The organism is Micromonospora sp. RB23 (assembly GCF_053585025.1).
The window spans coordinates 2745642-2772408 of sequence record NZ_CM132111.1 but is presented as its reverse complement, the minus strand read 5'-3'; the positions used below and the strand labels follow the sequence as shown (position 1 = coordinate 2772408).

Annotated in this window: 26 protein-coding genes and 1 riboswitch; of the genes, 6 read left to right on the top strand and 20 right to left on the bottom strand. The window is 73.1% G+C overall.

Features of this window, described 5'->3' with window-relative positions; genetic code table 11:
• Positions 1–2 precede the first annotated feature (2 nt).
• From pheT to ACTFTM_RS12680, 9 genes are all read right to left on the bottom strand, one after another.
• Entirely contained in the window at positions 3–2552 is a 2550-nt protein-coding gene (gene pheT / locus ACTFTM_RS12720; RefSeq protein WP_449565979.1) for a phenylalanine--tRNA ligase subunit beta, read from the bottom strand.
• A gap of 41 nt (positions 2553–2593) precedes the next feature.
• Positions 2594–3661: a phenylalanine--tRNA ligase subunit alpha gene (pheS, locus tag ACTFTM_RS12715; protein ID WP_449565978.1), complete on the bottom strand. Its 1068-nt coding sequence runs from the start codon at positions 3659–3661 to the stop codon at positions 2594–2596.
• A gap of 217 nt (positions 3662–3878) precedes the next feature.
• Positions 3879–4676, bottom strand: coding sequence for a TrmH family RNA methyltransferase (locus tag ACTFTM_RS12710; protein WP_449565977.1), 798 nt, complete (start codon positions 4674–4676; stop codon positions 3879–3881).
• A gap of 83 nt (positions 4677–4759) precedes the next feature.
• On the bottom strand, positions 4760–5152 hold the full coding sequence (rplT, locus tag ACTFTM_RS12705; RefSeq protein WP_091087503.1) for a 50S ribosomal protein L20: 393 nt from the start codon (positions 5150–5152) through the stop codon (positions 4760–4762).
• A gap of 32 nt (positions 5153–5184) precedes the next feature.
• Positions 5185–5379, bottom strand: coding sequence for a 50S ribosomal protein L35 (gene rpmI, locus ACTFTM_RS12700; RefSeq protein WP_449565976.1), 195 nt, complete (start codon positions 5377–5379; stop codon positions 5185–5187).
• 20 nt (positions 5380–5399) lie between these two features.
• Positions 5400–6047 carry a translation initiation factor IF-3 gene (gene infC, locus ACTFTM_RS12695; RefSeq protein ID WP_355053109.1) on the bottom strand — a complete coding sequence of 216 codons (648 nt, stop codon included), beginning with the start codon at positions 6045–6047 and terminating at the stop codon, positions 5400–5402.
• 511 nt (positions 6048–6558) lie between these two features.
• The gene (locus ACTFTM_RS12690; protein WP_449565975.1) at positions 6559–7032 is read right to left on the bottom strand and encodes a PH domain-containing protein; all 474 of its coding nucleotides are present in this window, start codon (positions 7030–7032) and stop codon (positions 6559–6561) included.
• A 317-nt stretch (positions 7033–7349) separates the two neighbouring features.
• The gene (gene hisG, locus ACTFTM_RS12685) at positions 7350–8195 is read right to left on the bottom strand and encodes an ATP phosphoribosyltransferase (RefSeq protein ID WP_449565974.1); all 846 of its coding nucleotides are present in this window, start codon (positions 8193–8195) and stop codon (positions 7350–7352) included.
• Between the two features lie 45 nt (positions 8196–8240).
• On the bottom strand, positions 8241–8504 hold the full coding sequence (locus ACTFTM_RS12680; RefSeq protein ID WP_089016570.1) for a phosphoribosyl-ATP diphosphatase: 264 nt from the start codon (positions 8502–8504) through the stop codon (positions 8241–8243).
• A gap of 133 nt (positions 8505–8637) precedes the next feature.
• On the opposite strand from ACTFTM_RS12680, the gene ACTFTM_RS12675 reads away from it, so the two are divergent.
• From ACTFTM_RS12675 to ACTFTM_RS12665, 3 genes are read left to right on the top strand one after another with little or no spacing between them, the layout of a single operon-like run.
• Positions 8638–9498 (top strand): ABC transporter substrate-binding protein, encoded by an 861-nt coding sequence (locus ACTFTM_RS12675; protein WP_449565973.1) that lies wholly within the window; start codon positions 8638–8640, stop codon positions 9496–9498.
• Entirely contained in the window at positions 9495–10367 is an 873-nt protein-coding gene (locus tag ACTFTM_RS12670; RefSeq protein WP_449565972.1) for an amino acid ABC transporter permease, read from the top strand. Before ACTFTM_RS12675 ends, ACTFTM_RS12670 begins: the two co-directional genes overlap by 4 nt.
• Before the next feature lie 2 nt (positions 10368–10369).
• Complete coding sequence (locus ACTFTM_RS12665; protein WP_449565971.1) at positions 10370–11113, top strand: amino acid ABC transporter ATP-binding protein; 744 nt, start codon at positions 10370–10372, stop codon at positions 11111–11113.
• 72 nt (positions 11114–11185) lie between these two features.
• On the opposite strand, the gene ribH is transcribed toward ACTFTM_RS12665, so the two are convergent.
• The 7 genes from ribH to rpe form a co-directional block, all read right to left on the bottom strand.
• Positions 11186–11686 (bottom strand): 6,7-dimethyl-8-ribityllumazine synthase, encoded by a 501-nt coding sequence (gene ribH / locus ACTFTM_RS12660; protein ID WP_449566620.1) that lies wholly within the window; start codon positions 11684–11686, stop codon positions 11186–11188.
• Between the two features lie 2 nt (positions 11687–11688).
• Positions 11689–12954: a bifunctional 3,4-dihydroxy-2-butanone-4-phosphate synthase/GTP cyclohydrolase II gene (locus ACTFTM_RS12655; protein ID WP_449565970.1), complete on the bottom strand. Its 1266-nt coding sequence runs from the start codon at positions 12952–12954 to the stop codon at positions 11689–11691.
• A gap of 151 nt (positions 12955–13105) precedes the next feature.
• Positions 13106–13795, bottom strand: a complete 690-nt coding sequence (gene pnuC, locus ACTFTM_RS12650) for a nicotinamide riboside transporter PnuC (RefSeq protein ID WP_449565969.1) — start codon at positions 13793–13795, stop codon at positions 13106–13108.
• Positions 13795–14412 carry a riboflavin synthase gene (locus ACTFTM_RS12645; RefSeq protein WP_449565968.1) on the bottom strand — a complete coding sequence of 206 codons (618 nt, stop codon included), beginning with the start codon at positions 14410–14412 and terminating at the stop codon, positions 13795–13797. The genes pnuC and ACTFTM_RS12645 overlap by 1 nt, the downstream gene beginning before the upstream one ends.
• A gap of 1 nt (position 14413) precedes the next feature.
• Positions 14414–15475, bottom strand: coding sequence for a bifunctional diaminohydroxyphosphoribosylaminopyrimidine deaminase/5-amino-6-(5-phosphoribosylamino)uracil reductase RibD (gene ribD, locus ACTFTM_RS12640; RefSeq protein WP_449565967.1), 1062 nt, complete (start codon positions 15473–15475; stop codon positions 14414–14416).
• 157 nt (positions 15476–15632) lie between these two features.
• Positions 15633–15803, bottom strand: a riboswitch (FMN riboswitch).
• Between the two features lie 78 nt (positions 15804–15881).
• Positions 15882–16838: a GGDEF domain-containing response regulator gene (locus ACTFTM_RS12635; RefSeq protein WP_449565966.1), complete on the bottom strand. Its 957-nt coding sequence runs from the start codon at positions 16836–16838 to the stop codon at positions 15882–15884.
• Between the two features lies 1 nt (position 16839).
• Positions 16840–17520, bottom strand: coding sequence for a ribulose-phosphate 3-epimerase (gene rpe / locus ACTFTM_RS12630; protein WP_396802311.1), 681 nt, complete (start codon positions 17518–17520; stop codon positions 16840–16842).
• 254 nt (positions 17521–17774) lie between these two features.
• On the opposite strand from rpe, the gene ACTFTM_RS12625 reads away from it, so the two are divergent.
• A complete protein-coding gene (locus ACTFTM_RS12625; protein ID WP_449565965.1) occupies positions 17775–18665 on the top strand; it encodes a septum formation family protein in 891 nt (296 codons plus the stop codon).
• Between the two features lie 84 nt (positions 18666–18749).
• Positions 18750–19640 (top strand): septum formation family protein, encoded by an 891-nt coding sequence (locus ACTFTM_RS12620; protein WP_449565964.1) that lies wholly within the window; start codon positions 18750–18752, stop codon positions 19638–19640.
• 76 nt (positions 19641–19716) lie between these two features.
• On the opposite strand, the gene ACTFTM_RS12615 is transcribed toward ACTFTM_RS12620, so the two are convergent.
• From ACTFTM_RS12615 to ACTFTM_RS12600, 4 genes are read right to left on the bottom strand one after another with little or no spacing between them, the layout of a single operon-like run.
• Positions 19717–21153: an RsmB/NOP family class I SAM-dependent RNA methyltransferase gene (locus ACTFTM_RS12615; protein ID WP_449565963.1), complete on the bottom strand. Its 1437-nt coding sequence runs from the start codon at positions 21151–21153 to the stop codon at positions 19717–19719.
• On the bottom strand, positions 21150–22076 hold the full coding sequence (gene fmt, locus ACTFTM_RS12610) for a methionyl-tRNA formyltransferase (protein ID WP_449565962.1): 927 nt from the start codon (positions 22074–22076) through the stop codon (positions 21150–21152). Before fmt ends, ACTFTM_RS12615 begins: the two co-directional genes overlap by 4 nt.
• A gap of 5 nt (positions 22077–22081) precedes the next feature.
• On the bottom strand, positions 22082–22639 hold the full coding sequence (def, locus tag ACTFTM_RS12605) for a peptide deformylase (protein ID WP_355053093.1): 558 nt from the start codon (positions 22637–22639) through the stop codon (positions 22082–22084).
• A 41-nt stretch (positions 22640–22680) separates the two neighbouring features.
• A complete protein-coding gene (locus ACTFTM_RS12600; RefSeq protein ID WP_449565961.1) occupies positions 22681–25170 on the bottom strand; it encodes an ATP-binding protein in 2490 nt (829 codons plus the stop codon).
• A gap of 310 nt (positions 25171–25480) precedes the next feature.
• Between ACTFTM_RS12600 and ACTFTM_RS12595 the strand changes: the two genes are divergently transcribed.
• On the top strand, positions 25481–26761 hold the full coding sequence (locus ACTFTM_RS12595; RefSeq protein ID WP_449565960.1) for a hypothetical protein: 1281 nt from the start codon (positions 25481–25483) through the stop codon (positions 26759–26761).
• Positions 26762–26767 lie beyond the last annotated feature (6 nt).

The window sequence follows — 26767 nt, the reverse complement described above, 5'->3', positions numbered from 1 at the left end:
GCTCAGGCGCCGCGCAGGGTCGCGCCGAAGCGCTCGGCCGCGACGGCGACCGCGGCGTCCCGGGCGGCCAGCGCCTCCTCGACGGTCAGCGTCCGGTCCGGCGCACGGAACGTCAGCTTGTACGCCAGCGACCGTCGACCCTCGCCGAGCTGCGCGCCGGAGTACACGTCGAACAGCCGTACGTCCTCCAGCAGCTCGCCGGCGCCCGCCTCCAGCGCCCGGCGAACCTGCTCGGCCGGGACGGACTCGTCGAGCACCAGCGCCACGTCGATCAGCGCCGGCGGGAACCCGGACACCGTCGGCGCGGGCGTCACCGGCACCGGCGGCAGCACGTCCAGGTCCAACTCCATGGCGCAGGTGCGGCGGGGCAGCTCCAACGCCGCCACCGCCGCCGGGTGCAGCTCACCGGCGTACCCGACGACGGTGTCGTCGACCCGCACCTCGGCGCAGCGACCCGGGTGCCACGGCGCGTGCTCGGCGGCGCGCACCTCGACGCGCTCGTCGGGGACGCCGGCGGCGGCCAGCACGTCCCGGGCCGCCTCGATGGCGTCCGCCCAGCCGGCCGGGCGGCCCCCGCCCCACCAGCCGGCCGGGTCCACGTCACCGGCGAGCACCGCTGCGACGTGCACCGGCTGGGCCGGCACGACCGCGTCGGCGGCCGCGAACTCCTCGTCGGTGGGTCGCCGGTCCACGCCCATCGCCGGCGGGCTGCCGGCGTCGGCACGCGGGTGGAAGACCGCGCCGATCTCGTAGAGGGCGAGGTCGCGCTGCCCTCGGCCGATGTTGCGCTTGAGGACGCCGAGCAGCGGGCCGAGCAGCGTGGTCCGCAGCAGCGGCTCCTCCTCGGACAGCGGGTTGGCGAGCCGCACCGCGGGCCGGCGCGGGTCGTCGGCCGGCAGACCGAGCTGGTCGGCCAGCTCCGGCGACACGAACGGGTGCGCGAGCACCTCCACGTACCCGCGCTCGGCCAGCGAGTACGCGACAGCCCGCCGGCGACGCTGGCGCGGGGTCAGGCCACTCCCGGGCGGTGCGCTCGGCAGCACCGACGGCACCCGGTCGTACCCGTCGAGGCGGACGACCTCCTCGACCAGGTCGGCCGGGTCGGTCAGGTCGGGCCGCCAGGTCGGCGGGGTGACGCTCAGCGTCGTCCCGGCGCCGCTGGCCGTGCCGACCGCGCCCGGGTCCTCGGACAGTCGATCGGAACCCTGCGCGACGGTGCAGCCGACCTGCTCCAGCAGGGCGACCACCCGCGCCGGCGGGTACTCGACGCCGATCCGCCGCGTCGGCAGGTCCGCCGGCAGGGTGATGGGGGTACGCGGACGGACGTGGTCGATGTCCAGGATCTCCGCGCTCGGGGTGCCGCCGCCGTGCTCGGTGAGCAGCCGAACGGCACGGTCCAGCGCGACCAACGCCACGGCCGGGTCGACGCCCCGCTCCCAGCGCTTCGCGGCCTCGCTGAACAGCTTGTGCCGGCGGGCCGTGCGCCCGACCATGGCGGGGTCCCAGTGGGCGGCCTCGAAGAGCACGTTCGTGGTGCCGCCGGTGACGACCTCGCTGGTCTCGCCACCCATCACCGCGGCGAGGGAGATCGGTCCGGTGTCGTCGCAGATGACCATGTCGTCGGGGGTGAGCACACGGTTGACCCCGTCCAGGGTGGTCAGCTTCTCCCCCGCCTCGGCGCGGCGGACCACCAGCGGCCCGGCGATCCGGTCGGCGTCGAACGCGTGCATCGGCTGGCCCAGTTCCAGCATCACGTAGTTGGTGATGTCGACGGGCAGCGAGATGCTGCGGATGCCGGCGGTGACGAGGCGCTGAGCCATCCAGGACGGTGTGGGCGCGTTCGGGTCGACGCCGCGGACCAGGCGGGCGGTGTACCGGTCGCACCCGACCGTGTCGCGGACCTCCACCGGGTACGCCGGGGTCGGCGTGCCGCTCGGGGCGGGTACCAGGGCCGGGTCGTGCAGCGGCACGTCGAACGCGTGCGACAGCTCACGGGCCAGGCCGCGCAGGCTCAGCGCGTATCCCCGGTCGGGGGTGATCTCCAGCTCGAACACGACGTCGTCGAGGCCCACGACGGGCCGCGCGTCGTCGCCCGGCTTGGCGGCCACCTCGGGCGGCAGCACGATGATGCCCGAATGGTCGTCACCCAGGCCCAACTCCTTGGCGGAGCAGATCATGCCGGCCGAGTTGTGCCCGTACGTCTTGCGGGCGCCGATCGCGAACCCACCGGGCAGCACGCCGCCGGGCAGGATCACCACGACCCGGTCACCGACGGCGAAGTTGCGCGCCCCGCAGACGATCTCCTGCGGCTCGCCGGTGCCGTTGGCGTCGCCCACGTCCACGCGGCAGAACCGGATGGGCTTCTTGAAGCCGGTCAGCTCCTCGATCTCGCGCACCTCGCCGACGACGAGCTGACCGGTGACGCTCGCGCGCAGGTCCTGCACGGATTCGACCTCGATGCCGAGGTCGACCAGAGCCTGCTCGAGGTCGCCGGTGGGCAGATCGGCGGGGAGGTCGACGTACTCCCGCAGCCAACTGACAGAAACTCGCATGACTTCAGACCACCGTTCCCGTGTCTCGTACCCGCATCGCCCTACGCCCCGGTCCCGAGCGCGCGGCTGAACCGCACGTCGCCCTCGAAGAGATGGCGGATGTCGCTGACCCCGTGCCGGACCATCAGGGTCCGGTCGATGCCCATGCCGAAGGCGAAGCCGGAGTAGACCTCCGGGTCGACCCCGCAGGCGCGCAGCACCCGGGGGTTGACCATCCCGCAGCCACCCCACTCGACCCACTGCGGACCGTCGCGGTGCTCCGGGAACCACACGTCGAACTCCGCCGACGGCTCCGTGAACGGGAAGTAGTGCGGCCGCCACCGGGTCTTCGCCCCGGGGCCGAACATCGCCCGCGCGAAGTGGTCGAGCGTGCCCCGCAGGTGCGCCATCGTGATGCCCTTGTCGACGACCAGGCCCTCGGCCTGGTGGAACACCGGGCTGTGGGTGGCGTCGATCTCGTCGGTGCGGTAGACGCGGCCGGGCACGATCACGTAGATCGGCGGCTTGCGGCTGAGCATGGTGCGCGTCTGCACCGTCGACGTGTGCGTTCGGAGAACGAGCCCGGAGCCCTCCGGCGCGATGTGGAACGTGTCCATCAGACCGCGCGCCGGGTGGTCGGCGGGGATGTTCAACGCGTCGAAGTTGACCCACTCCAGGTCGACCTCGGGGCCCTCGGCCACCTCGTAACCCATCCCGACGAACAGGTCGCTGATCGACTCCATCAGCGTGCTGAGCGGGTGCCGGGCCCCGCGGGGGCGCCGGGCGTACGGCAGGGTGACGTCCACCCGCTCCTCGACGAGCACCCGCGCCGCCTGCTCGCGCTCCACCACCTCGGCGCGCTCGGCGTACGCGGACTCGATCGCCCGGCGGGCCTCGTTGACCCGCTTGCCGGCGTCGGACTTCGCGGCCGGCGGCAACGCGCCGATCTCCCGGCGCGCCAGGGAGACCGGAGAGCGGTCACCGAGGTGTGCGGGGCGCAGCGCGGTCAGCGCGTCCGGGTCGGCGGCGGCGTCGAACGCCTTCGTGGCGTCGGCGACGGCCTCGGCCAGGGCGGCCGGGTCGAGCAGGGCGACCTGCTTCGGGTCGTACGGATCGTTGCGGTAGCTCATGGCGTACGGGCACTCCCTCACGGCGGCGCCAGCCCGTCATCGGGGCGGCGAAGCGAGTCTACGGACGCGCGGCTGTGCCGCAGCCCGCCGGTAGGAGTTGCGCAGGGAGCAGGTCAGGCCCGCCGCCCGCCGACACCGGCGGGCTGGCTAAACGAACGCCGTGGCGCGTTCATGGACGGACGCTCTCCCCTGCTGTCAGTCGCGCCGAGGGTCACCCTCAGCGCTGTGCTCTCGCTGAAGCGTACAGGCAGACGGCCGCGGCGGCAGCCAGGTTGAGGCTCTCGGCGCGCCCGTACAGCGGCACCCGCACCCGCGCGTCGGCCGCGGCCGTCAACTCCTCGGGCAGCCCGTGCGCCTCGGAACCGAACAGCCAGGCGGTGGGCCCGACGAGTCGGCCGTAGTCGGTCAGGTCGTCGAGGTCGCTGTCGCCGTACCCGGTGGTGGCGAAGATCGACATCCCGGCGGCCCGCAGCGCGGCGACCACCTCGACCGGGTCGGGCGCGCGGACCACGTCGACGTGGAACAGGCTGCCGGCCGAGGCGCGGACACACTTGCCGTTGTACGGGTCGACGGCGTCGCCGGCGAAGACCACCGCTCCCGCGCCGGCCGCGTCGGCGGTACGCAGCACGGTGCCGGCGTTACCCGGGTCGCGGATCTCGGCGAGCACCGCCACCAGCCGGGGAGCACCCGCGAGGGCCCGCTCCAGCGGCACGTCCAGGTGCCGGCAGACGGCGACCAGCCCCTGCGGGGCGACCGTCTCGGCCAGCGCCGCGAGCGCGTCGTCGGTCACCTCGGAGACCGGCACGTCGGCCCGGGCCGCCGTGGCGGCCAGTTCCGGGTACCGGTCCAGCGCGGTGGCCGTACCAAAAAGCTCGGTGACCACTCCCGGCCGCGCCAGGGCCTCGCGGACCGCCTGCGGGCCCTCGGCCAGGAACCGGCCGGCCGCGTCGCGGTCCCGGCGGCGTTGCAGGCGGCGGGCGGCGACAACCCTGGGGGTACGCGGGGTGAAGGCCATGGTGTGCGCTCCTCGGGCACGATCGAGGCGCCCCCCGGACGGCGGTGCCGACGCGGGAGACGCCTCGTTCTGGTGCGTGGGGATCAGGCGGCCTGAGCCGCCGCGCCGCCGGTGCCCTCGGCCGCGACCGCGGCCCGGGCCAGCTCGACGATCGCCGCGAACGACGCGGCGTCGTTGACGGCCATGTCGGCCAGGATCTTGCGGTCGACCTCGATGCCGGCCAGACGCAGGCCCTGGATCAGGCGGTTGTAGGTCATCCCGTTGGCCCGGGCGCCCGCGTTGATCCGCTGGATCCACAGCTGCCGGAAGTCGCCCTTGCGGTCGCGACGGTCCCGGTAGGCGTACTGCATCGAGTGCAGCACCTGCTCCTTGGCCTTGCGGTACAGCCGGGAGCGCTGGCCGCGGTAACCACTCGCGGTCTCCAGCAGGGTACGACGCTTCTTCTGGGCATTCACAGCCCGCTTGACGCGTGCCATCTCAACTCCTTCTTACGTAAAGGTGGCGCGCGTCAGCGGCCGAGCAGCTTCTTGATGCGCTTGACGTCGGCCTTGGCCAGCACGACCGTGCCGGTCAGCCGGCGGGTCTGGGTGGAGGGCTTCTTCTCCAGGTTGTGGCGCAGGCCAGCCTGCTGGGCAACGACCTTGCCCTTGCCGGTCAACCGGACCCGCTTACCCATACCCGTGTGGCTCTTCATCTTCGGCATGTGGAACGTCTTCTCCCCTGTTACTCGCCGCTGGTGGCGGCGGTGCCGGTGTCGCCGGCTGCTGCGGTCTCGCCGACCGCCGCGGTCTCATCGGCTGCCGGAGCGGCGGACTCGTCCCCGACCCGGTCCCGAGGACCACCGCGCGACGCCGTGGCGGCGACCGCGGAGGCCTTCACGGCCCGGTGCGGAGCGAGAACCATGATCATGTTTCGGCCGTCCTGCTTGGGAGCGGCCTCGACGTATCCCAGGTCCGTGATCTCGGATTCGAGCCGACGCAGGAGCCGGTAACCCAGCTCCGGGCGGCTCTGCTCGCGACCGCGGAACATGATCGTCACCTTGACCTTGTCGCCCGCCTTGAGGAACCGCACCACGTGACCCTTCTTGGTCTCGTAGTCGTGCGGGTCGATCTTCGGCCGAAGCTTCATTTCCTTGATGACGGTCTGCTGCTGGTTACGCCGCGCTTCGCGCGCCTTCAGTGCGCTCTCGTACTTGAACTTGCCGAAGTCCATGAGCTTGCACACCGGCGGGCGCGCCATCGGCGCAACCTCGACCAGGTCCAGATCGACGTCCGCGGCCAGCTGAAGGGCGCGCTCCAGCGGGACGATGCCCACCTGCTCACCCTCTGGGCCGACCAGTCGGACCTCACGTGCCCGGATCTGCTCGTTCACGCGTGGTTCGACGCTGATGGGGCCTCCTCGAGTCGTTTCTGCTCAGGTGCCGACCCCTGCGGCTCCCGGATGGGAACCGACCTGGAAAACAGAAGGCCCCGGCGCATGCCAGGGCCCGCTCGACCGGTCGGCACGATCACAGGATCGCGCATCCGGGACCGGGACATGCCCGGAACCGGTGACCGGACCCGGCCACCGTGGCGGCGACTCGGGTGGGAGCAGGCGCTCCGCTTTCAAGGCTGCCTGCTCGCACGCGGAGACAGCCTGGTCGACTCGACAACAGTACACCGCCGCACCGCCCACCCCCAAACCGGACACCACCTGGCATTGCGCCGGTGGCCTCGGCCCATGGGCGGCGGCGGTTGGCGCGGGCCGCGTTGGTGGCCGCGTTGCCGCTCGGCGGGCCCTCACGATCCGCGCAGTTTCCCGGAAGTTGCGGCATCCGGGCACCCAGGAGGCAGCCGTTTCCGGGAAGTTGCTGCCTCGGGGCGGGGCCGCCTCGGGGCGGGGCTTAGTTGCCGACGGCGCGTTCGGCGAGGCGGGACTGGTGGGCCTCGAACAGCCGGCGCAGGGCGCGCACGCCGTCGACGGCCCGCTCCTTGTCGGCTGCCTGGAGGGCGATCAACGGCAGCAGGTCGTCGTCGTGCAGCTCCAAGCTGGCCCACGGCGCGCCACGGTCGAAGCGAATGCCCCGGACGACCTCCCAGGGCAGCTCGTACGAGCTGATGACGTTGCGCACCCGGATGCCCCGCCCGTCCGCCTCGATGCGCGGTCGGGTGAACAACAGGAAGCCCAGCGCGCCGAAGACACCCAGGCCGATCATGGCGATCTGGTCGCCGCGTTGGAAGCTGCCGTACCCGTCGCCGGTCGGCCCGCTCAGCGAGGTGGCGACCAGGGCGAACACCACCACCAGCACGATCGCCGCCGACCAGCACACCACCCGGATGCGGCGGGGCTTCAGGCGGACCAGCTCGGTGTCACTCACTCCCCCAGTCTGCCACTCACGTCCGCCCCACCGGCGCACCACCCGCCGAGCTGCCACCCGCCGCCGCAAGATCGTGCTCGATCCACGATGTAGTGGTATCGGTGGCGGGTTGACGCCACTACATCCTGGATCGAGCGCGATCTTGCCTCCGGGAAGCCGGACGCGGGACGCCGGACGGCGTCGCGCCGGGCGCCGGGCGGACCTCCTGCACCGCGCCGGCGCAGGACAGCGGTGATCCACCCGAGGTCGGCGAAGTGGGGGTGACCCGCGCGGCCGGACACCCCCACTTTCGCGATGTCGGGTGGATCAACCAGCCGTCAGAGGCGGCAGGCGTGGATGTTGGTGACCAGGATGGCGCGGGCGCCCAGGTCGTACAGCTCGTCCATGATCCGGTGCACGTCGTCGCTGAGCACCATGGCCTGCACGGCCACCCAACCCTCGCGGTGCAGCGGCGACACGGTGGGCGACTCGATGCCGGGGGTCAACCCGCTGGCCCGGTCCAGCAGACCGGCCGGCACGTCGTAGGCGAGCATCACGTAACGGCGGGCCACCAGCACGCCGTGCAGGCGGCGCAGCAACTGCTCGGCTTGCGCGTGGGCCGGCGCGCCGGCACGGCGTACCAGCACCGCCGACGAGAGCAGCAGCGGCTCGCCGAACACCACGAGGCCCGCCTGACGCAGCGTCGCGCCGGTCTCCACGACGTCCGCGATCACGTCGGCGACCCCGAGGCGTACGGCGTTCTCCACGGCGCCGTCGAGACGGATCACCTCGGCCTTGACGCCCGCCTCGTCGAGGTGCCGCTCGACCAGCCCCGGGTACGCGGTGGCGATCCGGTGCCCACCCAGCTCCTGCACGGAGGCGATGTCGTCGGGGCGGGCCGCGAACCGGAAGGTGGCCCGGCCGAAGGCGAGGTCGACGACCTCCTCGGCGGGCGCGGCCGAGTCGATCAGCAGATCGCGGCCGGTGATGCCGAGGTCGAGATCACCGGAGCCGACGTAGGTGGCGATGTCCTTGGGACGCAGGTAGAAGAATTCGACGTCGTTGGCCTCGTCCCGGCAGACGAGGTCCTTGGGGTCGGTGCGCTGGCGGTAGCCCGCCTCGCGCAGCATCTGGGCGGCCGGCTCGGCCAGGGTGCCCTTGTTGGGGATGGCGACACGCAGCATGACGGAGTGCTCCTTCGATCGAATCTGATCAACGACGGGGCGCACTCACAGATGTCGGTAGACGTCCTTCAGCTCGAGACCGCTGGCGAGCATCAGCACCTGAACCTGGTAGAGCAGTTGGGAGATCTCCTCGGCGGTGCGCTGGGGCCCCTCGTGCTCGGCGGCCATCCACGACTCGGCCGCCTCCTCGACGACCTTCTTGCCGATGAAGTGCACGCCCTTGTCCAGAGCGGCGACGGTGCCCGAGCCCGGGGTGCCGGCGGCGGCCTTGGCCTGCAGCTCGGCGAACAACTCCTCGAACGTCTTCACGGGGAACGATTCTTCCAGCCGCCGGGCCGCCACCGGACGTCCGGGTCGGGCCGAACCCAGCAGGCGGACAATTCCCTGTCGCCGCGGTGGGAAGATCTTCGATCGATGGCCGTGGAGCTTTACGCTGTCCGCCATGGCCAGCCGCTCACGTCTGCTCGCGCTCACCCTCGTCGGCGCCGTCGTCGGCGCCGTCGCCGCTTGCGCGCCACAGGACGAACCGACGCCCACCGTCACCGCCGCGCCGTCCTGCGCCAAGGACAACCTGCCCACCCGTACGCCGGGCAAGCTCACCATCGCCACCGACCAGCCGGCCTACGAGCCGTGGTTCCGGCAGGACAAGCCGGAGAACGGCGAGGGTTTCGAGGCCGCCGTCGCGTACGCGGTGGCCGAGAAGCTGGGCTACGCCCGGGGTGACGTCACCTGGACGCGGGTGAAGTTCGACACCGCGATCGCGCCCGGGGCGAAGACCTTCGACTTCGACATCAACCAGTTCTCGGTCACCGACGAGCGCAAGCAGGCGGTGGACTTCTCCGCGCCGTACTACCTGGTGCGGCAGACCGTCATCGCGCTCAAGTCGTCGAAGATCGCCGGCAAGAGGACCATGGCCGACCTGAAGGGCGCCAAGCTCGGCGCCCAGGTCGGCACGACCAGCTACCAGGCGATCACCGACGTCATCAAGCCGACCGCGAAGCCGCAGGTCTACAACAGCAACGACGACGCCAAGAAGGCCCTGCAGAACGGGCAGATCGACGGTCTCGTCGTGGACCTGCCGACGGCCTTCTACATCACCGGCGCGGAGATCACCGACGCGGTGATCGTCGGTCAGGTGCCGCAGGTCGGCGTGCCGGAGGTGTTCGGGCTGCTGCTGGACAAGAATTCGCCGCTGACCCGCTGTGTGAGTGGCGCGGTCGGTCAGCTCAGCGAGGCCGGCACGCTGAAGCAGTTGGAGCAGAAGTGGCTCGCGCAGGTGGCGGGCGCGACCGAGCTGACGTGACGCCGCGGGAAACCACCCCGTCCGTAGCGCCACCGGAGCACACCCCCTCGGCGGCGCAGGTGCGGCGAGCGGCGTACCGGCGTCGACAGACCGTCTACAGCGTGCTCGTCGCGGCCTCCTCCACGGCGGCGCTCGGCACCCTGCTGGTCGTCGCGGTGACCGGCGCGCCGGGCTGGGACCGGGTACGGCAGTCGTTCCTGGACCCGGGGATCGCCGCCGACGCGGTGCCGGCCGTGCTGGACGGGCTCTGGCTCAACGTACGGCTGCTGGTCTGCTGCGCGGCCGGGGCCCTGCTGCTCGGGCTGGTGATCGCCGTGCTGCGGACGCTGCGCGGCCCGATCTTCTTCCCGGTCCGCGCGCTTGCCGCCGGCTACACGTACACGTTCCGCGGCCTACCGCTGATCATCGTGCTCTACCTGCTCACCCTGGGCGTGCCCGGGCTGCGGCTGCGCGGCATGCCGTCGGTGCTGGTGCTGGGCGGGCTCGCGCTGGTGCTCACCTACGGTGGCTACCTCGCCGAGGTGTTCCGGGCCGGCATCGAGTCGGTGCACCCCAGCCAACTCGCCGCGGCCCGTTCGCTGGGCCTGACCTACCGGCAGACGATGCGGCACGTGGTGCTGCCGCAGGCCGTCCGGCGGGTGGCGCCACCGCTGCTCAACGACGTGGTGGCCCTGCAGAAGGATGTCGGGCTGGTCTCGCTCGCCGGTCCGATCGACGCGGTCCGGGCCGCCCAGATCGCCACCGCCCAGACGTTCAACTACACGCCGTACATCGTGGCGGGCGTGCTGTTCGTGCTGCTCGCGATCCCGCTGATCGCGGTCACCGACTGGGTGACGCTGCGCTCGGCCCGCCGCCAGTCGGGAGGCTGACCATGACGCTGCTGCGCTGCCGGGGGCTGCGCAAGGAGTTCGCCGGCCACGTCGTGCTGGACGGGCTCGACCTGACGGTCGCCGAGCACCGGGTGGTGGCGCTGATCGGGGCGTCCGGGTCGGGCAAGTCCACGTTGCTGCGGTGCGTGAACCTGCTGGAGGACATCGACGACGGCACGATCGAGCTGGACGGGGAGGACATCTCCGACCCCCGGGTCGACGCCGACCGGGTACGCCGGCGGATCGGGATGGTGTTCCAGGCGTACAACCTGTTTCCGCACCTGAGCGTGCTGGACAACATCACCCTCGCGCCCCGGCGCGTACACCGGCGGGCCCGTGCCGAGGCCGAGGCCCAGGCCCGCGACCTGCTCGACCGGGTGGGGCTGGGCGCGAAGGCGCACGCCTACCCGGACGGGCTCTCCGGCGGGCAGCAGCAGCGGGTGGCGATCGTCCGGGCGCTGGCGAACTCGCCCCGGCTGATGCTGCTCGACGAGGTCACCTCGGCGTTGGACCCGGAACTCGTCGGCGAGGTGCTGACGATGATCCGGGACCTGAAGGCCGACGGGATGACCATGGTGCTGGCCACCCACGAGATGGGCTTCGCGCGGGAGGTCGCCGACGAGGTGTGCTTCCTCGACGCGGGGCGCGTCGTCGAGAGCGGGCCGCCGGAGCAGGTGCTCGGCGAGCCGACGCAGCCACGGACCCGGCAGTTCCTGCGCCGGATCATCGAGGCCGGCCGGCTCTGAGACCGGACGGCCGCCGCCGTGGGTCCGGGCGCCACCGGGTGCCCGGCCGCCACCGGGGACGGGCCGAGCGGGTCAGCCGCCGAAACCGACCCGCTGGGCGTTGCCGGCGGCGACGGCACGCACGGCCAGCGCCGCGTCGAGCGCCGCGACGGTCGCCGCCCAGCCCTTGTCCTCCGCCGAGCCGGGCAGGCCGGCCCGGTCCCGGGCCTGCTCGATGGTCTCCACGGTGAGCACACCGTGCGCGACCGGCTTGCCCTCGTCCAGCGCCACCCGGGTCAGACCGTCGGTGACCGACCGGCACACGTAGTCGAAGTGGGCGGTCGCGCCGCGCACGACCACGCCGAGGGCGACCACCACGTCGCAGCGGCGGGCGAGGGCCTGCGCGACGACGGGCAGCTCGACCGAGCCGGCGACGCGGGCGACCACGGATCGCGCCCCGCACGCCTCGGCGGCGGCCACCGCGCGCTCCAGCATGTGGTCGGTCAGGTCACCGTGCCACCGCGCGGCCACCACGCCGACGGTCAGCCCGGCGGCGTCCACCGCGTCGACTCCCGGCTCACCGAATCCCGCCATCGTCATGCTCCGATCTCGTCGTTGGCGACGGGACGCCCCAGCGGCGCCTCGGACACCTCGTCCAGCTCGTCCAGCAGGTGACCCATCCGGTCCCGCTTGGTGCGCAGGTAGCGCAGGTTCTCCGGGTGCGCGCCGGCCGGCAGGCTCTCCCGGCCGGTGATGGTGAGCCCGTAGCCCTCCAGCCCGGCCCGCTTGGCCGGATTGTTGGTGAGCAGCCGCATCGAGCGCACGCCCAGGTCGTAGAGGATCTGCGCGCCCGTGCCGTAGTCGCGGGCGTCGGCCGGCAGGCCCAGGTCGAGGTTGGCGTCGACGGTGTCGCGGCCCAGGTCCTGCAACTGGTACGCCTGGAGCTTGTGCAGCAGCCCGATGCCGCGCCCCTCGTGCCCGCGCACGTAGAGCACCACCCCCCGGCCCTCACGGGCGACCCGGGCCAGGGCGGCGTCCAACTGCGGCCCGCAGTCGCAGCGCAGTGAGCCGAACACGTCACCGGTGAGGCATTCGGAGTGCACCCGCACCAGCACGTCCTGGCCGTCGCCGAGGTCGCCCATCACCATCGCGACGTGTTCGGCCGGGTCGTGTTCGGCGCGGTAGCCCAGCGCCCGGAACACGCCGTGCCGGGTGGGCATCCGGGCGTCGGCGACCAGCTCGACCTGCTTCTCGGTGTGCCGCCGGTGGGCGATCAGGTCGGCGATGGTGACCAGCATGAGGCCGTGCTCGGCGGCGAACTTCTCCAGGTCGGGCAGCCGCATCATGGTGCCGTCGTCGTTGATCAGCTCGCAGAGCACGCCGGCCGGGCGCAGCCCGGCCAACCGGGTCAGGTCGATCGCCGCCTCGGTGTGCCCGGGGCGGCGCAGCACCCCGCCCTCGCGGGCGCGCAACGGCACGATGTGCCCGGGCCGGGCGAGGTCGGTCGGGTCGGTCGCCGCCCCCGCGAGCAACCGGCTGGTGTGCGCGCGGTCGGCGGCGGAGATGCCGGTGCTGACGCCCTCCCGGGCGTCCACCGTCACCGTGTACGCGGTGCCGCGCCGGTCCTGGTTGGTGTGGTGCATCGGCGGCAGGTCGAGGCGGTCGGCCTCGCTCTCGGTCAACGCCACACAGACGTACCCGGAGGTGTAGCGCACCATGAACGCCATCAGCTCCGGTGTGGCCAGCTCGGCCGCGAAGATCAGGTCGCCCTCGTTCTCCCGGTCGGCGTCGTCGACCACGACGACCGGCCGTCCGGCCGCGATCTCGGCGATCGCCTGCTCGATATCGGCGAAGCTGCTCATGCCACCACTCCGCTTCGCCGAACGGTCCGAGCCCCGGCCGGGTCGGTCTGGACCGGGAGGGCCACGCGGCCTCGGCCGGGGGTCGGACTGTGAGCAGTGGCGTCATGAGGCACCATGGCGCTTGACCTGATGATTCGCTCGCTGTGCTCGCTCATGCGACGGCCTCCGTGTAGGTGGGCGGGAGCGTGGCGGCCGGACGGGTGACGCGCGACGTGTGCCACCAGGCGGCGAAGCCCCAGGCGCAGAGGGCGCCGTAGATCAGGTACATGGCCGCCGACGGGTAGAACCCGCCGCGCAGCAGCAGCGGCACGCCGACCGCGTCCACCGCGATCCACACCAGCCAGAACTCGACCCAGCCGCGGGCCATGCCGTAGGTGGCGAGCAGACTGCCGGTGAGGATCCAGGCGTCCGGCAGGGGACCCCAGGAGCCCAGCGCCTTGAGCAGCGGGTACGCCGCGGCGGTGCCGACGACGGCGGCCAGCAGCATGGCGAGCCGTTCCCGCCCGGTGGCCCAGCGCGGCAGCACCGCGGCGTGCTGGGAATCGGCCCGACGGTTGCGCTGCCAGCGCCACCACCCGTAGACGCTCACCGCGAAGAAGAAGACCTGCCGACCGGCCTGCCCGTAGAGGTCGTGGGCCTGCGGGGTGGCGAACACCCCGCCGAGGAAGACGGTGAACAGCAGCGCGTTTCCGATCATGCCGACCGGCCAGGCCCAGACCAGCCGGCGCAGCCCGAGCAGCGCCGAGATCAGGCCGAACGCGTTGCCGACGATCTCCCGGACCAGTACCGCCGAGCCGCCCACCTGCACCTGGGCGTCGAGGAGCCAGCCGAGGGCGCCCATCAGGCCACCTCGCCGGTCTCGGCGAGCCGACTGCCCAGCAGCCGCTCGACGTACTTGGCCACCACGTCGACCTCGAGGTTGACCGGGTCGCCGACGCTCTTCGCGCCGAGGGTGGTGAGTTTGAGGGTGGTCGGGATCAGCCCGACGGCGAACTCGTCGACGTCGACGGCTGCCACGGTCAGCGACACGCCGTCGATGGTGATCGAGCCCTTCTCCACCACGTAGCGCGAGAGGTCGGCGGGGAGACGGAACCGTACGGTCTCCCACTGCTCGGCCGGCTCGCGGGAGAGCAGCTCGCCGACGCCGTCGACGTGGCCCTGCACGAGGTGCCCCCCGAGGCGGCTGCCCAGCGCGGCGGCCCGTTCCAGGTTGACCGGGTCGCCTGGGCGCAGCGCGCCCAGCGCGGAGCGGCGCAGGGTCTCGCCCATGACGTCGGCGGTGAAGACACCGTCGGTGGCGTCCACGACGGTCAGGCAGACACCGTTCACGGCGATGGAATCACCGTGGCGGGCGTCGGAGGTGACCAGCGGGCCACGCACGGCGATCAGCGCGGAATCGCCCGCCGTGGCCGTGACGCGCACGATCTCGCCCAATTCCTCGACAATGCCGGTGAACATGTCAGCCCTCCCTCTTTCGGGGCAAAGCGGTGATCCGGAGATCCGGACCGACCTGCGTAACGTCGACGAGTTCCAGATCGATGGCCTCAGCGATGGTCGTCACTCCCGCGTCGACCAGGGCGGCGGGGCCGGCGCCGAGCAGCCGCGGCGCGACGTACCCGACGATCTTGTCCACCAGGCCGGCGGCCAGGAACGCGCCGGCCAGCCGGGGCCCGCCCTCCAGCAGCACCGCGCGGACGCCGCGCTGGTGCAGCGCCGCGAGCAGCGCCGCCAGGTCCACCCGGCCGTCCGGGTCGGCGCCGACCTCGGCGGCGGTCGCGATCCACGTCCGCGCGGCGCCGTCGCGGACCCGGGCGTCCACCGGGGTACGCCCCGAGCTGTCCACCACGACCCGCAGCGGCTGCCGGATGGCCAGGCTGCCGTCGCGCAGGTTGCGGGCGGTCAGACGCGGATCGTCGGCGAGCACGGTGCCCACCCCGGCGATGACCGCGTCGACCGTGCCGCGCAGCGCGTGCACGTCGATCCGGGCCGCCTCCGAGGTGATCCACATGCTGGTGCCGTCCTCGGCGGCCGACCGGCCGTCGAGGGTGGCGGCGTACTTCCAGATGACGTACGGCCAGCCCCGGCGCATCGAGGTCAGCCAGGCGACGTTCCCGGCCTCGGCCTCCTCCCCGCGTACCCCCAGGTCCACCTGGACCCCGGCGGAGCGCAGCGTGGCGGCGCCGCCGGTGGCCACCGGGTTCGGGTCCGGTACGGCGATGACCACCCGGCCCACGCCGGCCTGGACCAGCGCGGTGCTGCAGGGGCCGGTGCGGCCGGTGTGGTCGCAGGGTTCCAGTGTGACGACCGCGGTGCCGCCCTTGGCGCGCCGGCCGGCCTGGGCCAGCGCGACGATCTCGGCGTGCGGTCCGCCCGCGTAGGCGTGGAATCCCTCACCCACGACCTGGCCGTCCGCGTCGAGCAGCACGCACCCGACCACCGGGTTGGGGCTGGTGGTGCCCAGCCCGCGCGCCGCCAGCTCGATCGCACGCCGCATCGCCTCGTCGACGGAGACGCTGGCCATCGCCCTGTCCTGCCCTCTCACTCGCCTCATCGCGCGGGCGGTCAGGGAGGCGGTATGGACCGCGGGCAGGCGGCGGCGGATTCCGGGTACGGCACAGCCGTCCCGGGAGGGCGGCACGGCACGCTGACGCCAGCGGCCGGCTCGACCCGTCCGTCCCGCGCGCTGTCTCCCATCCGGACTGTCTGGGCGCGGACGAGCCGCACCCAACCGTCGGCCCCGGATTTTCACCAGGTCCACCGGGCGGCAGAGCCGTCCGGGTCGCGGGCTGACCACGGGTGGACCGTGGATCACCGCCGGTTCGGAATTTCACCGAGTCCCGCCAGCGCGTGGTGGGTACTTCGCAGTCTTACACGCCGAACCCGGCGTGTCGTTATTCAGGCGAGCTACTTCACAGCGGGATCACGCGTCAGGTGACACCGCGCCGCCGGTCCACGGCGACGTACGACCCCGGTTGGCTCTTGGCGACCGTCTTCATCTCCGAGGCCACCGCGATCGCCTCGAGCGGGTCGGTGAACCGCTTGCCGGCGTCGGACAGCGAGACGCCGATCGAGAGCGTGACCAGGGCCGCCCGGCGGATGTTGCCGCGCCGGTCCTTCAGCTCGACGAAGCCGCGCTCACGGTCGGTCGCGTCGTAGAGGGTGTCGGCGGACTTCTCGAAGTCGATCACGGCCCCGGAGGTGAGCGGGCGGACCTGGTCGGGCGCGCAGACGATCACGAAGTCGTCGCCGCCGACGTGGCCGAGGAAGGCCGGCGGCAGACCCACCGCCACCACGGCACGGTGCAGGCTGCGGGCCAACGCGGAGATGAAGTCGTCGCCCCGGACGAAGCCGTACCGGTCGTTGACGCTCTTGAACCGGTCGATGTCGATGTAGCCGACGGCGTAGTCCACCCCCTGCCGGACCCGGTCGCTGATCTCCCGCCGGATGCGGCTGTTGCCGGGCAGTCCGGTGAGCGGGGAGACCTCCCGGAACTCCTTGTTGCGGCGCAGCGTCGAGGAGACCCGGGCCACCAGCTCGGCGGTGTCGAACGGTTTGACCAGGTAGTCGTCCGCGCCCGCGCTGAGGCCGTGGACCTTGTCCACGGTCATCCCCTTGGCCGTCAACATGATCACCGGCAGGGCGGAGGTCATCGGGTCGGCGCGCAGCCGCCGGGTCAGCTCCAGGCCGTCGATCCGGGGCATCATGAGGTCGACCACTGCCAGGTCCGGCCGCTGCCGCTCGATGACCTCCAGCGCCTCCTGACCGTCGCTGGCGTGGATCACCTCGAAGCCGTGCAGCCGCAGGTTGAACTCGACGAACCGGGCGATGTCCTCGTCGTCGTCGACGACGAGGATGACGTCCTTGCGGTCGGCCTCGGGCTCCATCTCAGGCCTCGGGCGCCGCGCGTTCCGCCAACGCCCGCAGGTGCCGTACCGCCTCCGCCGGGTCGGCGGCGCCGTAGACGGCGGTGCCGGCCACGAACGCGTCGGCGCCGGCTGCCGCCGCCTGCTCGATGGTGTCGGCGGCGATCCCGCCGTCCACCTCGATGCGCAGCTCCAGGTGCCCGGCGTTGACGTGCCGGCGGGCGGCGCGAACCTTGTCCAACAGCTGCGGGATGAACCGCTGCCCGCCGAAGCCCGCCTTGATCGTCATGATCAACAGGGTGTCGAAGCTGGGCAGCAGGTCCAGGTACGGCTCGATCGGGGTGTCCCGGTCGATGGCCAGTCCGGCCTTCGCGCCGGCCGAGCGCAGGTCCTTGGCCAGGGCAACCGGGTCGTCGGCCGCCTCGGCGTGGAAGGTGACGTTGTATGCCCCGGCGTCGGCGTACCCGGGCGCCCACCGACGCGGGTCGTCGATCATCAGGTGCACGTCGAACGGCATCGTGGTGGCGGCCCGCAGGCTCTGCACCACGGGCAGCCCGATGGTCAGGTTGGGTACGAAATGGTTGTCCATCACGTCCACGTGCAACCAGTCCGCGGCGTCCTCGACGGCACGGACCTCTTCGGCGAGGCGAGCGAAATCGGCGGCCAGGATGCTCGGCGCGACGATTGGCGGCGGTACGGTCACGGGGCCAGTGTACGAACGCGGTCACCCGCCGCCCGCAGCACGGCACCAACTCCGACACGCTGTGATCCAGCAGTGACCAGTAGTGCAGAATGAGCCGGTCCGGGCCATCGATTCCGGACGAACAGACATCAGTGGCTGGCCGATCGACCCAAACGCGACGACACTCCAAGCGGGACGGTGCCGTAGGCTGCACGCCCGCCGGGGTCGCGCCGCGGGGCGCGGCGACCGGTCGCCAGCTCCCGGGAGGGCGGACGATGCGACGGTGGCTTGCAGCGCTGGCGCTGGTCGGCGTCACGACGATGCTGCTGTCCGGCTGCGCGCCGGCACGAGGCGCCGACGGTGATCTCACCGACGACTGGCCGGACCTGCGGGTGCCCCGACCGTTCACCCCGGCCACCGACACCTGCCTGCCCCGGATCACCTCGGTCGTGCAGGCCAGCACGTACGAGACCGTGGACTGCGCCCGCAGCCACCTCGCCGAGGCGATCCACGTCGGCACGTTCACCGGCGCGGCCGCGCGGGCCGGCACCCGGCCGGGCCCGGGTTCGACCGCCCTGCGCGCGGCCCGCGCCGAGTGTGACCAGCGGGCCCGGGACGTGCTCGGCGGCGACTGGCACACAGCCCGGCTCACCCTGACGCTCTCGCTGCCCTCGGCGCCGGCGTGGACCGGCGGCGCGCGCTGGTTCCGCTGCGACCTCAGCGAGACCGACAGCATCGACAACACCCGCCCGGTGAACCGCGTCGGCAGCCTGCGTGGCGCGTTGATCGGCGACAGCCCGCTGACCCACCGTTGCTTCGACCCCAAGCTGATCGGCGACAACCTCAACTACATGGCCCCGGTGCTCTGCACCGAGCCGCACCGCGCCGAGTTCGTCGGCGTCTACGAGGAGAAGGACATGACCTGGGCGGCCTTCGCCCGCGCGGGCGAGCAGGCGCACCGACGCTGCATGGCGCTGATCGCCGCGTACGTGGCCGTGCCCAACAACAGTGAATTGCCGTACCGGGCCGGCTCCATCTACTACCCACCGTCGCAACGGGAGTGGGAGGAGGGTGATCGCGGGGTGCGGTGTTTCCTGTGGAGCGACGACCGCAAACTCACCCGTTCGATGCGCGGCGCCGGCCCCGAGGGACTACCCGCGATCTGAGCTACGGTGCCGTATGCTGCTGCGCCGGGGCGCTACCGGCCGGCTGGGGGTCGACCGGAGGTCACCGGCGGCGGGAGGTCGAAGATGCGACGGTGGTTGACGGCGATTGCCGGAGGCGCGGTGGTGGCCCTGATCCTCACCGGCTGTGGCACGCCCGCCGGAGTGGACCGGAACCTCACCGACGACTGGCCGGCGCCCGTGGCGGCGCAGCAGTTCGTCCCCGCCGCGGGAGTCTGCCACCACTCCTCCCAGCAGGTCGGCTTCCTCAGCGGCTACAACCCGATGGAGTGCAGCGAGGCGCACCGGGTGGAGACCATCCACGTCGGCACCCTCACCGGTCCCGGCGCCCAGCGCGGCACCACGCCGCCCCCCGGCTCCGAGGGCATGCGGGCCGCGCAGGCCGGCTGCGAGAAGGAGGTCACCAAGGCGGTCGGCGGCGACTGGCGCTCCGGACGCCTCGGACTGACCGTCGTGCTGCCGTCGGCGCCCGCGTGGGCCGGCGGCGCCCGCTGGTACCGCTGCGACGTCACCGAGATCGCCAGCATCGACGACACCGCCGTCGACCTGCGCACCGGCAGCCTGCGGGGTGCGCTGACCGGCGCGGCCCCGCTGGCCTACCGCTGCTTCAACCCGAAGCTGGTCAAGGACGACATCGAGGCGATGACGCCGGTGTCCTGCACGGCGAAGCACCACGCCGAGTTCGTCGGCATCTGGCAGGCCCCGGACATCAGCTACGCGGAGTTCAACCGCACCACCAAGCGCACCCACCGGGCGTGCCAGTCGGTCACCGCCAAGTACGCCAAGGTGCCGGACGACTCCAAGCTCGACTTCCGCGCCGGAACGATCTACTACCAGCCGTACGAGCAGGAGTGGAAGAACGGCAACCGTGGGGTGCAGTGCTTCCTGTGGATCAGCGACCGGAACCTGACCCGCTCGATGCGCAACGCCGGCACCAAGGGCCTCCCGGTCACCTGACCCCGACCTGTGACGACCGCACCCGGCCGGATCGGCCGGGTGCGGTGTCGTGTTCAGCCCGTGCGCCCGACAGCGGTCAGCCCTTGCGCAGGACGGCGAGGAACATCGCGTCGGTGCCGTGCCGGTGCGGCCAGAGTTGCACGGTGGGACCGTCACCCAGACCGGGCATGCCGGCCGGCAGCAACGGTCGGGCGTCGACGAAGTCCACCGCCACACCGCTGCGGCGGGCCGCCTCGGTGACCGTCACGTGCGTCTCCACGGTGTGCGGCGAGCAGGTCACGTAGGCGACCAACCCGCCCGGCCGGACCGCCCGCAGCGCGGCCCCCAGCAGCTCGCGTTGCAGCCGGGTCAGCGGCGGCAGGTCCGACGGCTGCCGCCGCCAGCGCGACTCGGGCCGCCGACGCAGCGAGCCCAACCCGGTGCACGGCGCGTCCACCAGCACCCGGTCGAAGTGGCCCTCCGGCAGCTTCGGGTCGCCGCCGACCTCACGGCCGTCCATCGTCAGCACGGTCACCGGAAGATCGCGGGTCGCCAGGGACACCAGGCGGGCCCGGTGCTCGGCCACCTCCACGGCGGTCAGGCGGGCGCCCCGCTGCGCGGCCAGCGCGCCGAGCAGCCCGGCCTTGCCGCCGGGGCCGGCGCAGAGGTCCAACCAGCGCCCGTCCGGGCCGTCCAGCGGCGCGTCGGCGAGCGCGGCGGCCACCAGTTGGGAGCCCTCGTCCTGGACGTGGGCGCGGCCGTCGGCCACCGCCGGCACGTCGCCGGGCGCGCCGCCAGGCAGATAGACGGCGTACGGGGAGAAGGCGCCGGGCGCCCCGCCGACCGCGTCGGCCAGCTCGATCGGGTCGATCAACCCGGGCCGGGCGCACAGGTGCACCGGGGGACGCTCGTTGTCCTCGATGAGGAGTCGTGCCGTCTCGCCCAGGTCACCGCCGAGCGCCTCGGAGAAAGCCCGCACGATCCACTGCGGGTGGCTGTACGCCAGCGCCAGGTGCCCGACCGGGTCGGTCTCGATCGGCGGGGCGAGCTTGACCACCCACGCGTCGATGTCCCGGGTCGACACCTCGCGCAGCACCGCGTTGGCGAACCCGGCGGCGCCCGGCGCGACCGAGCGGACCAGGTCCACGGTCGACGACACGGCCGCGTGCGCGGGCACCCGCGTGTGCAGCAGCTGGTACGCCCCGATCCGCAACGCGTCGCGTGCCGGCGGGTCGATCCGGGCCACGTCCCGGCCGGCCGCGTCGCTGAGGATCGCGTCCAGCGTGCCCAGGTGGCGCAGCGTGCCGTAGGTCAGCTCGGTGGCGAAGGCGGCGTCGCGGCCGTACAACCCCTCCTCGCGCAGGATGGTGGGCAGCACCAGGTTGGCGAAGGCGTCGTCGCGGTGCACGGCGGCCACCGCCTCGTACGCCGCGCGTCGCGGCCGGTCGAGCGGAGGCCGGGCCGGCCGCCGGTCGCCACCACGGCCGGTCGACGGACCGCCCCGGAACGGACGGGTTCCCTCCGGGGCCGTCACGCGAGGGCCTCGCCGGCGCTCACGCGGGCGCCGCGCGCCCAGTCGGTGGCCGCCATGGCACGCTTGCCCGCGGCGCGGACCTCGCCGAGGCGCACCGGCCCGGTGGCCGTACCGGCCAGCACCCGGGTCTTCTCCACCAGCAACTCCCCCGGTTTCAGGTTCGGGTCGTCGGCCACCGGAACCACCGGACCGAGCTTCACCCGCTCGTCGCGGAAGGTCGTCCACGCGCCGGGCGCCGGCGTGCAGGCGCGGATGCGCCGGTCCACCGCGAAGGCCGGGTCGCCCCAGCGGACCCGGGCGTCCTCCACGGTCAGCTTGGGCGCCAGGGACACCCCGTCGGCCGGCTGCGGCTCGGCGCGGGCGGTGCCGTCGGCGATCGCGTCGAGGACCGCCACGAGCAGCCCCGCGCCGCTGTCGGCGAGGCGTTCCAGCAGGTCGCCGGAGGTGTCGGCGGGGCGGATCTCGTCGGTCAGCGTGCCGTAGACCGGCCCGGTGTCCAGGCCCTGCTCCAGCTGGAAGACGCTGGCCCCGGTCAGCTCGTCGCCGTGCAGCACCGCGTGCTGCACGGGCGCGGCCCCACGCCAGGCCGGCAGCAGCGAGAAGTGCAGGTTGATCCAACCGTGCCGGGGGATCTCCAGCGCGGACGGCGGCACCAGCGCGCCGTAGGCCACCACCGGCACGCAGTCCGGGGAGAGCGCGCGCAGCCGGTCGAGGAACTCCGGGTCGCGGGGTCGGGCCGGCGTGAGCACCTCCACGCCGTGCTCGTCGGCCCACGCGCCCACCGGGGAGCGGGACAGGCCCCTCCCCCGGCCGGCGGGCGCGTCGGGTCGGGTGACCACGGCGACCAGCTCGTGTCGGGACGCCGCGACGGCGGCGAGGGCGGGGACGGCCACGGCCGGCGTACCGGCGAAGATCACACGCATCCGGGTCACCGCCCCAGACCGAAGGGGTCGCTGATGTGCGGGCTCAGCTTGACCGTGGGCGGGGCCGAACCGTCGTACCACTCGGCCTGGCGGATCGCCTTCATGGCCTCCTTGCGCCCCTGCGCGTCCAGTCGGTCCAGGAAGAGCACCCCGTCGAGGTGGTCGGTCTCGTGCTGCACGCAGCGCGCCATCAGACCGCTGCCGACGATCTGCATCGGGTCGCCGAACGAGCTGAAGCCCTTGGCGACGACGTTCTGCCGGCGCTTGGTGTCGAAGTAGAGCCCGGGGATCGACAGGCAGCCCTCCGGGCCGTCCTGCTCCTCCTCGTCGGGGAACTCCAGCACGGGGTTGATCAGGTGCCCGAGCACGTCGTCGACGTCGAAGGTGAACACCCGCAGGCTCACGCCGAGCTGCGGCGCGGCCAGACCGGCGCCGTTCTGCTCCCGCATCGTGTCGGTGAGGTCGGCGACGAGCCGACGTAGCTCGGCGTCGAAATCGACCACCGGATCGGCCGGCGTGCGCAGCACCGGATCCCCAAACAGACGGATGGGCTGGACGGTCACGCGGGACGGCTCCTTCGTAGGGCGGGCGGTGCCGTACCAGTCTACGGAGTACCCGGCAGCGCGCCGGCCGGCGTACCTCGATCGGCCACCGCCGGTGTGCCCGGCGTCACGGACCCGGCCTCCGTGGGCGCGGCCCGGGCCAGCAGGGCACGGACCCGCTCGGCGTCGGGATGGCCGAGGTCGTCGAGGATGCGCAGGGCACGCCGCCAGGTCCGCGCCGCGCCGACGGTGTCCCCCGCCGCCTGCCTGCTCTCGCCGAGCCGGGACAGGGTGTCCGCCTCGTCGTAACGGTCGCTGATCCGCCGGTAGAGCCGCAGCGCACGCCCGTAACAGCGGATCGCCTCGGCGTGCTCACCGAGGCGGGCGTGGATGAAGCCGAGGCTGTCCCAGGTGTTCGCCTCGCCGTGCCGGTCACCGGTGCGGCGCAGCAACGTCAGCGCCTGCCCGCAGTGCGTGAGCGCCGGGGCGTACTGGCCGAGCTGGGCGTGCGCCCAGCCCACCGCGTTGCGGGCGCTCGCCTCCCCGGCGAGGTGACCGGCGTCACGGTACAGCGCCAGCGCCCGCTGCCCGTGCTCCAACGCCTCGGCGTGCCGGCCGAGGCCGTCGAGCATCGCGCCGAACGCCCGGTGGGTACGCGCCTGCCCGGTGTGGTCGCCCAACGCCCCGAAGATCGCCAGGGCCTGCCGGTAGTTGGTCGCCGCCTCGTCGATCCGGCCCAGCCGGGACAGCACCCGGGCGAGGTCGCGGTGGGCGTTCGCCTGCCCGAGCCGGTCTCCCGCCCGGCGGGCCCCGGCCAGGGCGGTCCGCTGGGCGTCGGCGAGGTCCGGCCATCGCCCCCGGCGTTGCAGGAAGTCCACAAGCGTCCACGCCAACTGCCAGGCGTGGCCGTCGAACCCGATGTGCTTGGCGTGCGCGACCGCCGCCAGGAGCACCGGGTACTCGGTGGTGAACCAGGCGAGCGCCTGACCGTGGTCGGTGATCTCCTCGGGCGCCACGTCGGGTGGGGCGGGGGCCAGCGTGACCGGATCCCGGCCCGGTTGCAGCAGCAGGGCGGCCGCGTGGGCGGTGTGCAGGTAGTGGTCCAGTCCGCGCCGGATCGCGGCCCGCCGGGCCGGCTCCGGCTCGAATCGTTCGGCCTGCTGCGCGGCGTACGCCCGGAGCAGGTCGTGCGCGCCGAACCGCCCGGGCGCGTGCTCGGTGACGAGGTGCGCGTGGGCCAGCTCCGCGAGCAGCCGGGGCGCCTGGTCCCGGGGCAGCCCGGCGAGGCTGGCCGCCGCCGCCACGCCGATGTCCGGACCCGGGTGGCAGCCGAACAGCCGGAACAGCCGTGCGGCCGGAGGTGTGAGGCTCTGGTAGGACCAGGAGAAGACGGCCTGGACGTCGGTGCCGGCGTCACCGGCGTCGAACGACTCCAGCGGGCGGGGTGCCCTGCGCAGCTCGGCGGCGAGACTGGCCAGGGGGAACGCGGGGTTCGCCGCGCCCCGCGCGGCGAGCACCGCCAGCGCCAGCGGCAACCGCGCGCACCGCTCGATGATCTCGTCCACGGCCCGTGGTTCGAGGGCCAGCCGGTCCGCGCCGAGTCGGCGGGCCAGCAGCTGCCACGCCTCGGCGGCGCTGAGCAGCTCCACGCCCAGCGGCCGGGCGCCCTCGGCGGCGATCAGACCGGCCAGGCGGTTGCGGCTGGTGACCAGGACCAGGCAGGTCGGGCTGCCGGCCAGCAGCGGCCGGACCTGCTCGGCGTCGCGGGCGTTGTCCAGCAGCACCAGCATCCGACGGCCGGCGAGCAGGCTGCGGTACAGACCCACCTGCGCGCTCAGGTGCGTGGGGATTCGTTCGGGCGGCACCTCGAGGGCTTCGAGGAAGCCCCGGATCGCCTCGACAGCCGTCACCACCGTTCCGGTGGAGTCGAAGCCCCGCAGGTCGACGTAGAGCTGACCGTCCGGGAAGCGATCGGCGACCCGATGCGCCCAGTGCACCGCCAGGGTGGTCTTGCCGACCCCGGCCGTACCGGACAGCGTCACCACCCGGGCGGGCGCCATGCCGTCGTCGTCGGAGGCGTCCGGACCGGCACAGGCGGCGTCGAGTTGGGCGAGCTGGGCGGCACGTCCGACGAATCCGGGCAGTGCCGGGGGCAGTTGGCGGGGTACGGGCAGGCGGTTCGACCCGGCGGTGGCCCGTGTGCCGCCGCCGCGGGTGCGCGCCGCTCCGGCGCCCGGCCGTACGTCGGTCGCGTGGTCACCGGTCGGGCGGCGGCGTCGCTCCTCGATCCGGTCCCGCGCGGTGGCCAGCACGCCCTGCTCGGTGGGGCTCGCCCCGAGCAATCGGATGAGGGCGTCGAACCGTTCCGGCGGCGGCAGCACGTTGCCGGCGAAGTACTCCCCGATGATGCCTCGTGACCAGCCGGTCTTCGCCGCCAGCTGGCGGTATGTCAGCCGGGTCTCGCCCTGCTGCCGCGCCTCGCGACGGCGCAGTTGGCGGAGCAGCCCGGCCAGGTCCTGCAGGGTCTGCGCGGCGACGGCGCGGCGCGCCACCTCGCACGCCTCGGGCGACTCCTGCGACCTGGATCGAACGCCAGGAGGAACCCACTGGTCGGACATGCGGCCCCCACCCCCCTCCCGGTCACCCGGCCGCCCCGGATGCCGACACGGGCAGGCTAGTTGCGGCCACCGTCAGTGAGATAGGAGACCGCCGATGTCTGACAGTTCACATCGGACCTTTCGGCGTCCGCCGGTGTCCGACCGTGTCCAATCCCGTCCAGGATCGCCGTCCGGAACGGACGTCCCGTGCCACCGTCCTGGAGCGGGCCCGGCCCGCACCACGAACCCTGGGGAAGGGGTACAGATGATCCGTCCACACCCGAATGCCCGACGGTCCACGTCGATGCTGCGTCGCGTCGCCGTGGCCGCCTTCGGCCTCACGCTGCTCGTCACGGGCGTGACCGCCACGTCGGCCACCGCCGCGCCGAAGGGCAAGGCCGCCACCACCGGATCGTTCGTCGACAGCACCGCGGTGCCGGGCGGCTTCGCCTCCTGGTCCGAGCTGTTGACGTTGCAGGAGCGGATGAACACCGCCGCCGCCCAGATCACCAACGCCGCGCAGCGCAGCGCGAACTCCGGCTTCGCCGGGATCGTCGCCGATCCCACCACGCGGCACCTCCAGGTCTACTGGAAGGGCGAGCCGCCGGCCCGCCTGGTGGCCAACGCCCGGGCCACCGTCGCGACGACGGTGCTGCCCGCCGCGTACTCGCAGCGGGAGCTGATGGCCGCGGCCGACAAGCTGCGCGCCTCGGCCGGTGACAAGATCACGACGGTCGGGCCGCGCGCCGACGGCGCCGGCCTGCTCGTGGGTACGCAGAGCGGACTGCTCGGCGCGACGGCCCTCGCCGGCGTGCCGGTCACCGTCCAGACCGGCGTCGCCGCCGCTCCCGCCACCCGGTGGGACGACTCGCCGCCCTGGTGGGGTGGCGCCGCGTGGCGCAACACCTCCACCGGTGGCGGCTGCTCGACCGGCTTCGGCGTCTGGGCGGGCGGGGTGACTCGGGTGCTCTCCGCCGCGCACTGCGCCAACCTCAACGTCGTCGCGGCCGACCCGACCGGGCAGACCATCGGCACCGTCATCAGCCGCAACGTCAGCAGCGACACGCTGCTCATCGCGGGCTCCGGGGGCGGCCGGGTCTTCAACAACAGCACGGACGCGGCCGGCGCGGTGGTCAGCGAGTTCAGCAACCAGGTGATCGGCGCGCAGGCCAGCCAGGTCGGCAACTGGGTGTGCAGTTCCGGCGCGTACTCCGGCACCCGGTGCTCGATCCAGGTGAAGGCCCGCAACCTGTGCATCAACGTGCGCAACTTCGGCACGGTCTGCGGTCAGGTGCAGGCCGAGAACACCGCCCACACCAACGCCGTCGGCCAGGGCGACAGCGGCGGACCCGTGGAGATCGTGAACCCGGCGAACACCCTCCAGGTCTGGGCGACCGGCACCAACACCGCCATCGACGACACCAACACCTCGACGGCGTGTACCGGCTACGTTCCGACCGGGCGGGTGTGTGCCTGGCGGTTCTACTACGAGGACATCTTCTCCGGCATGGCCGGCGTCGGCGCCTCCGGAGTCGTCCTGGGCTGACGCCTC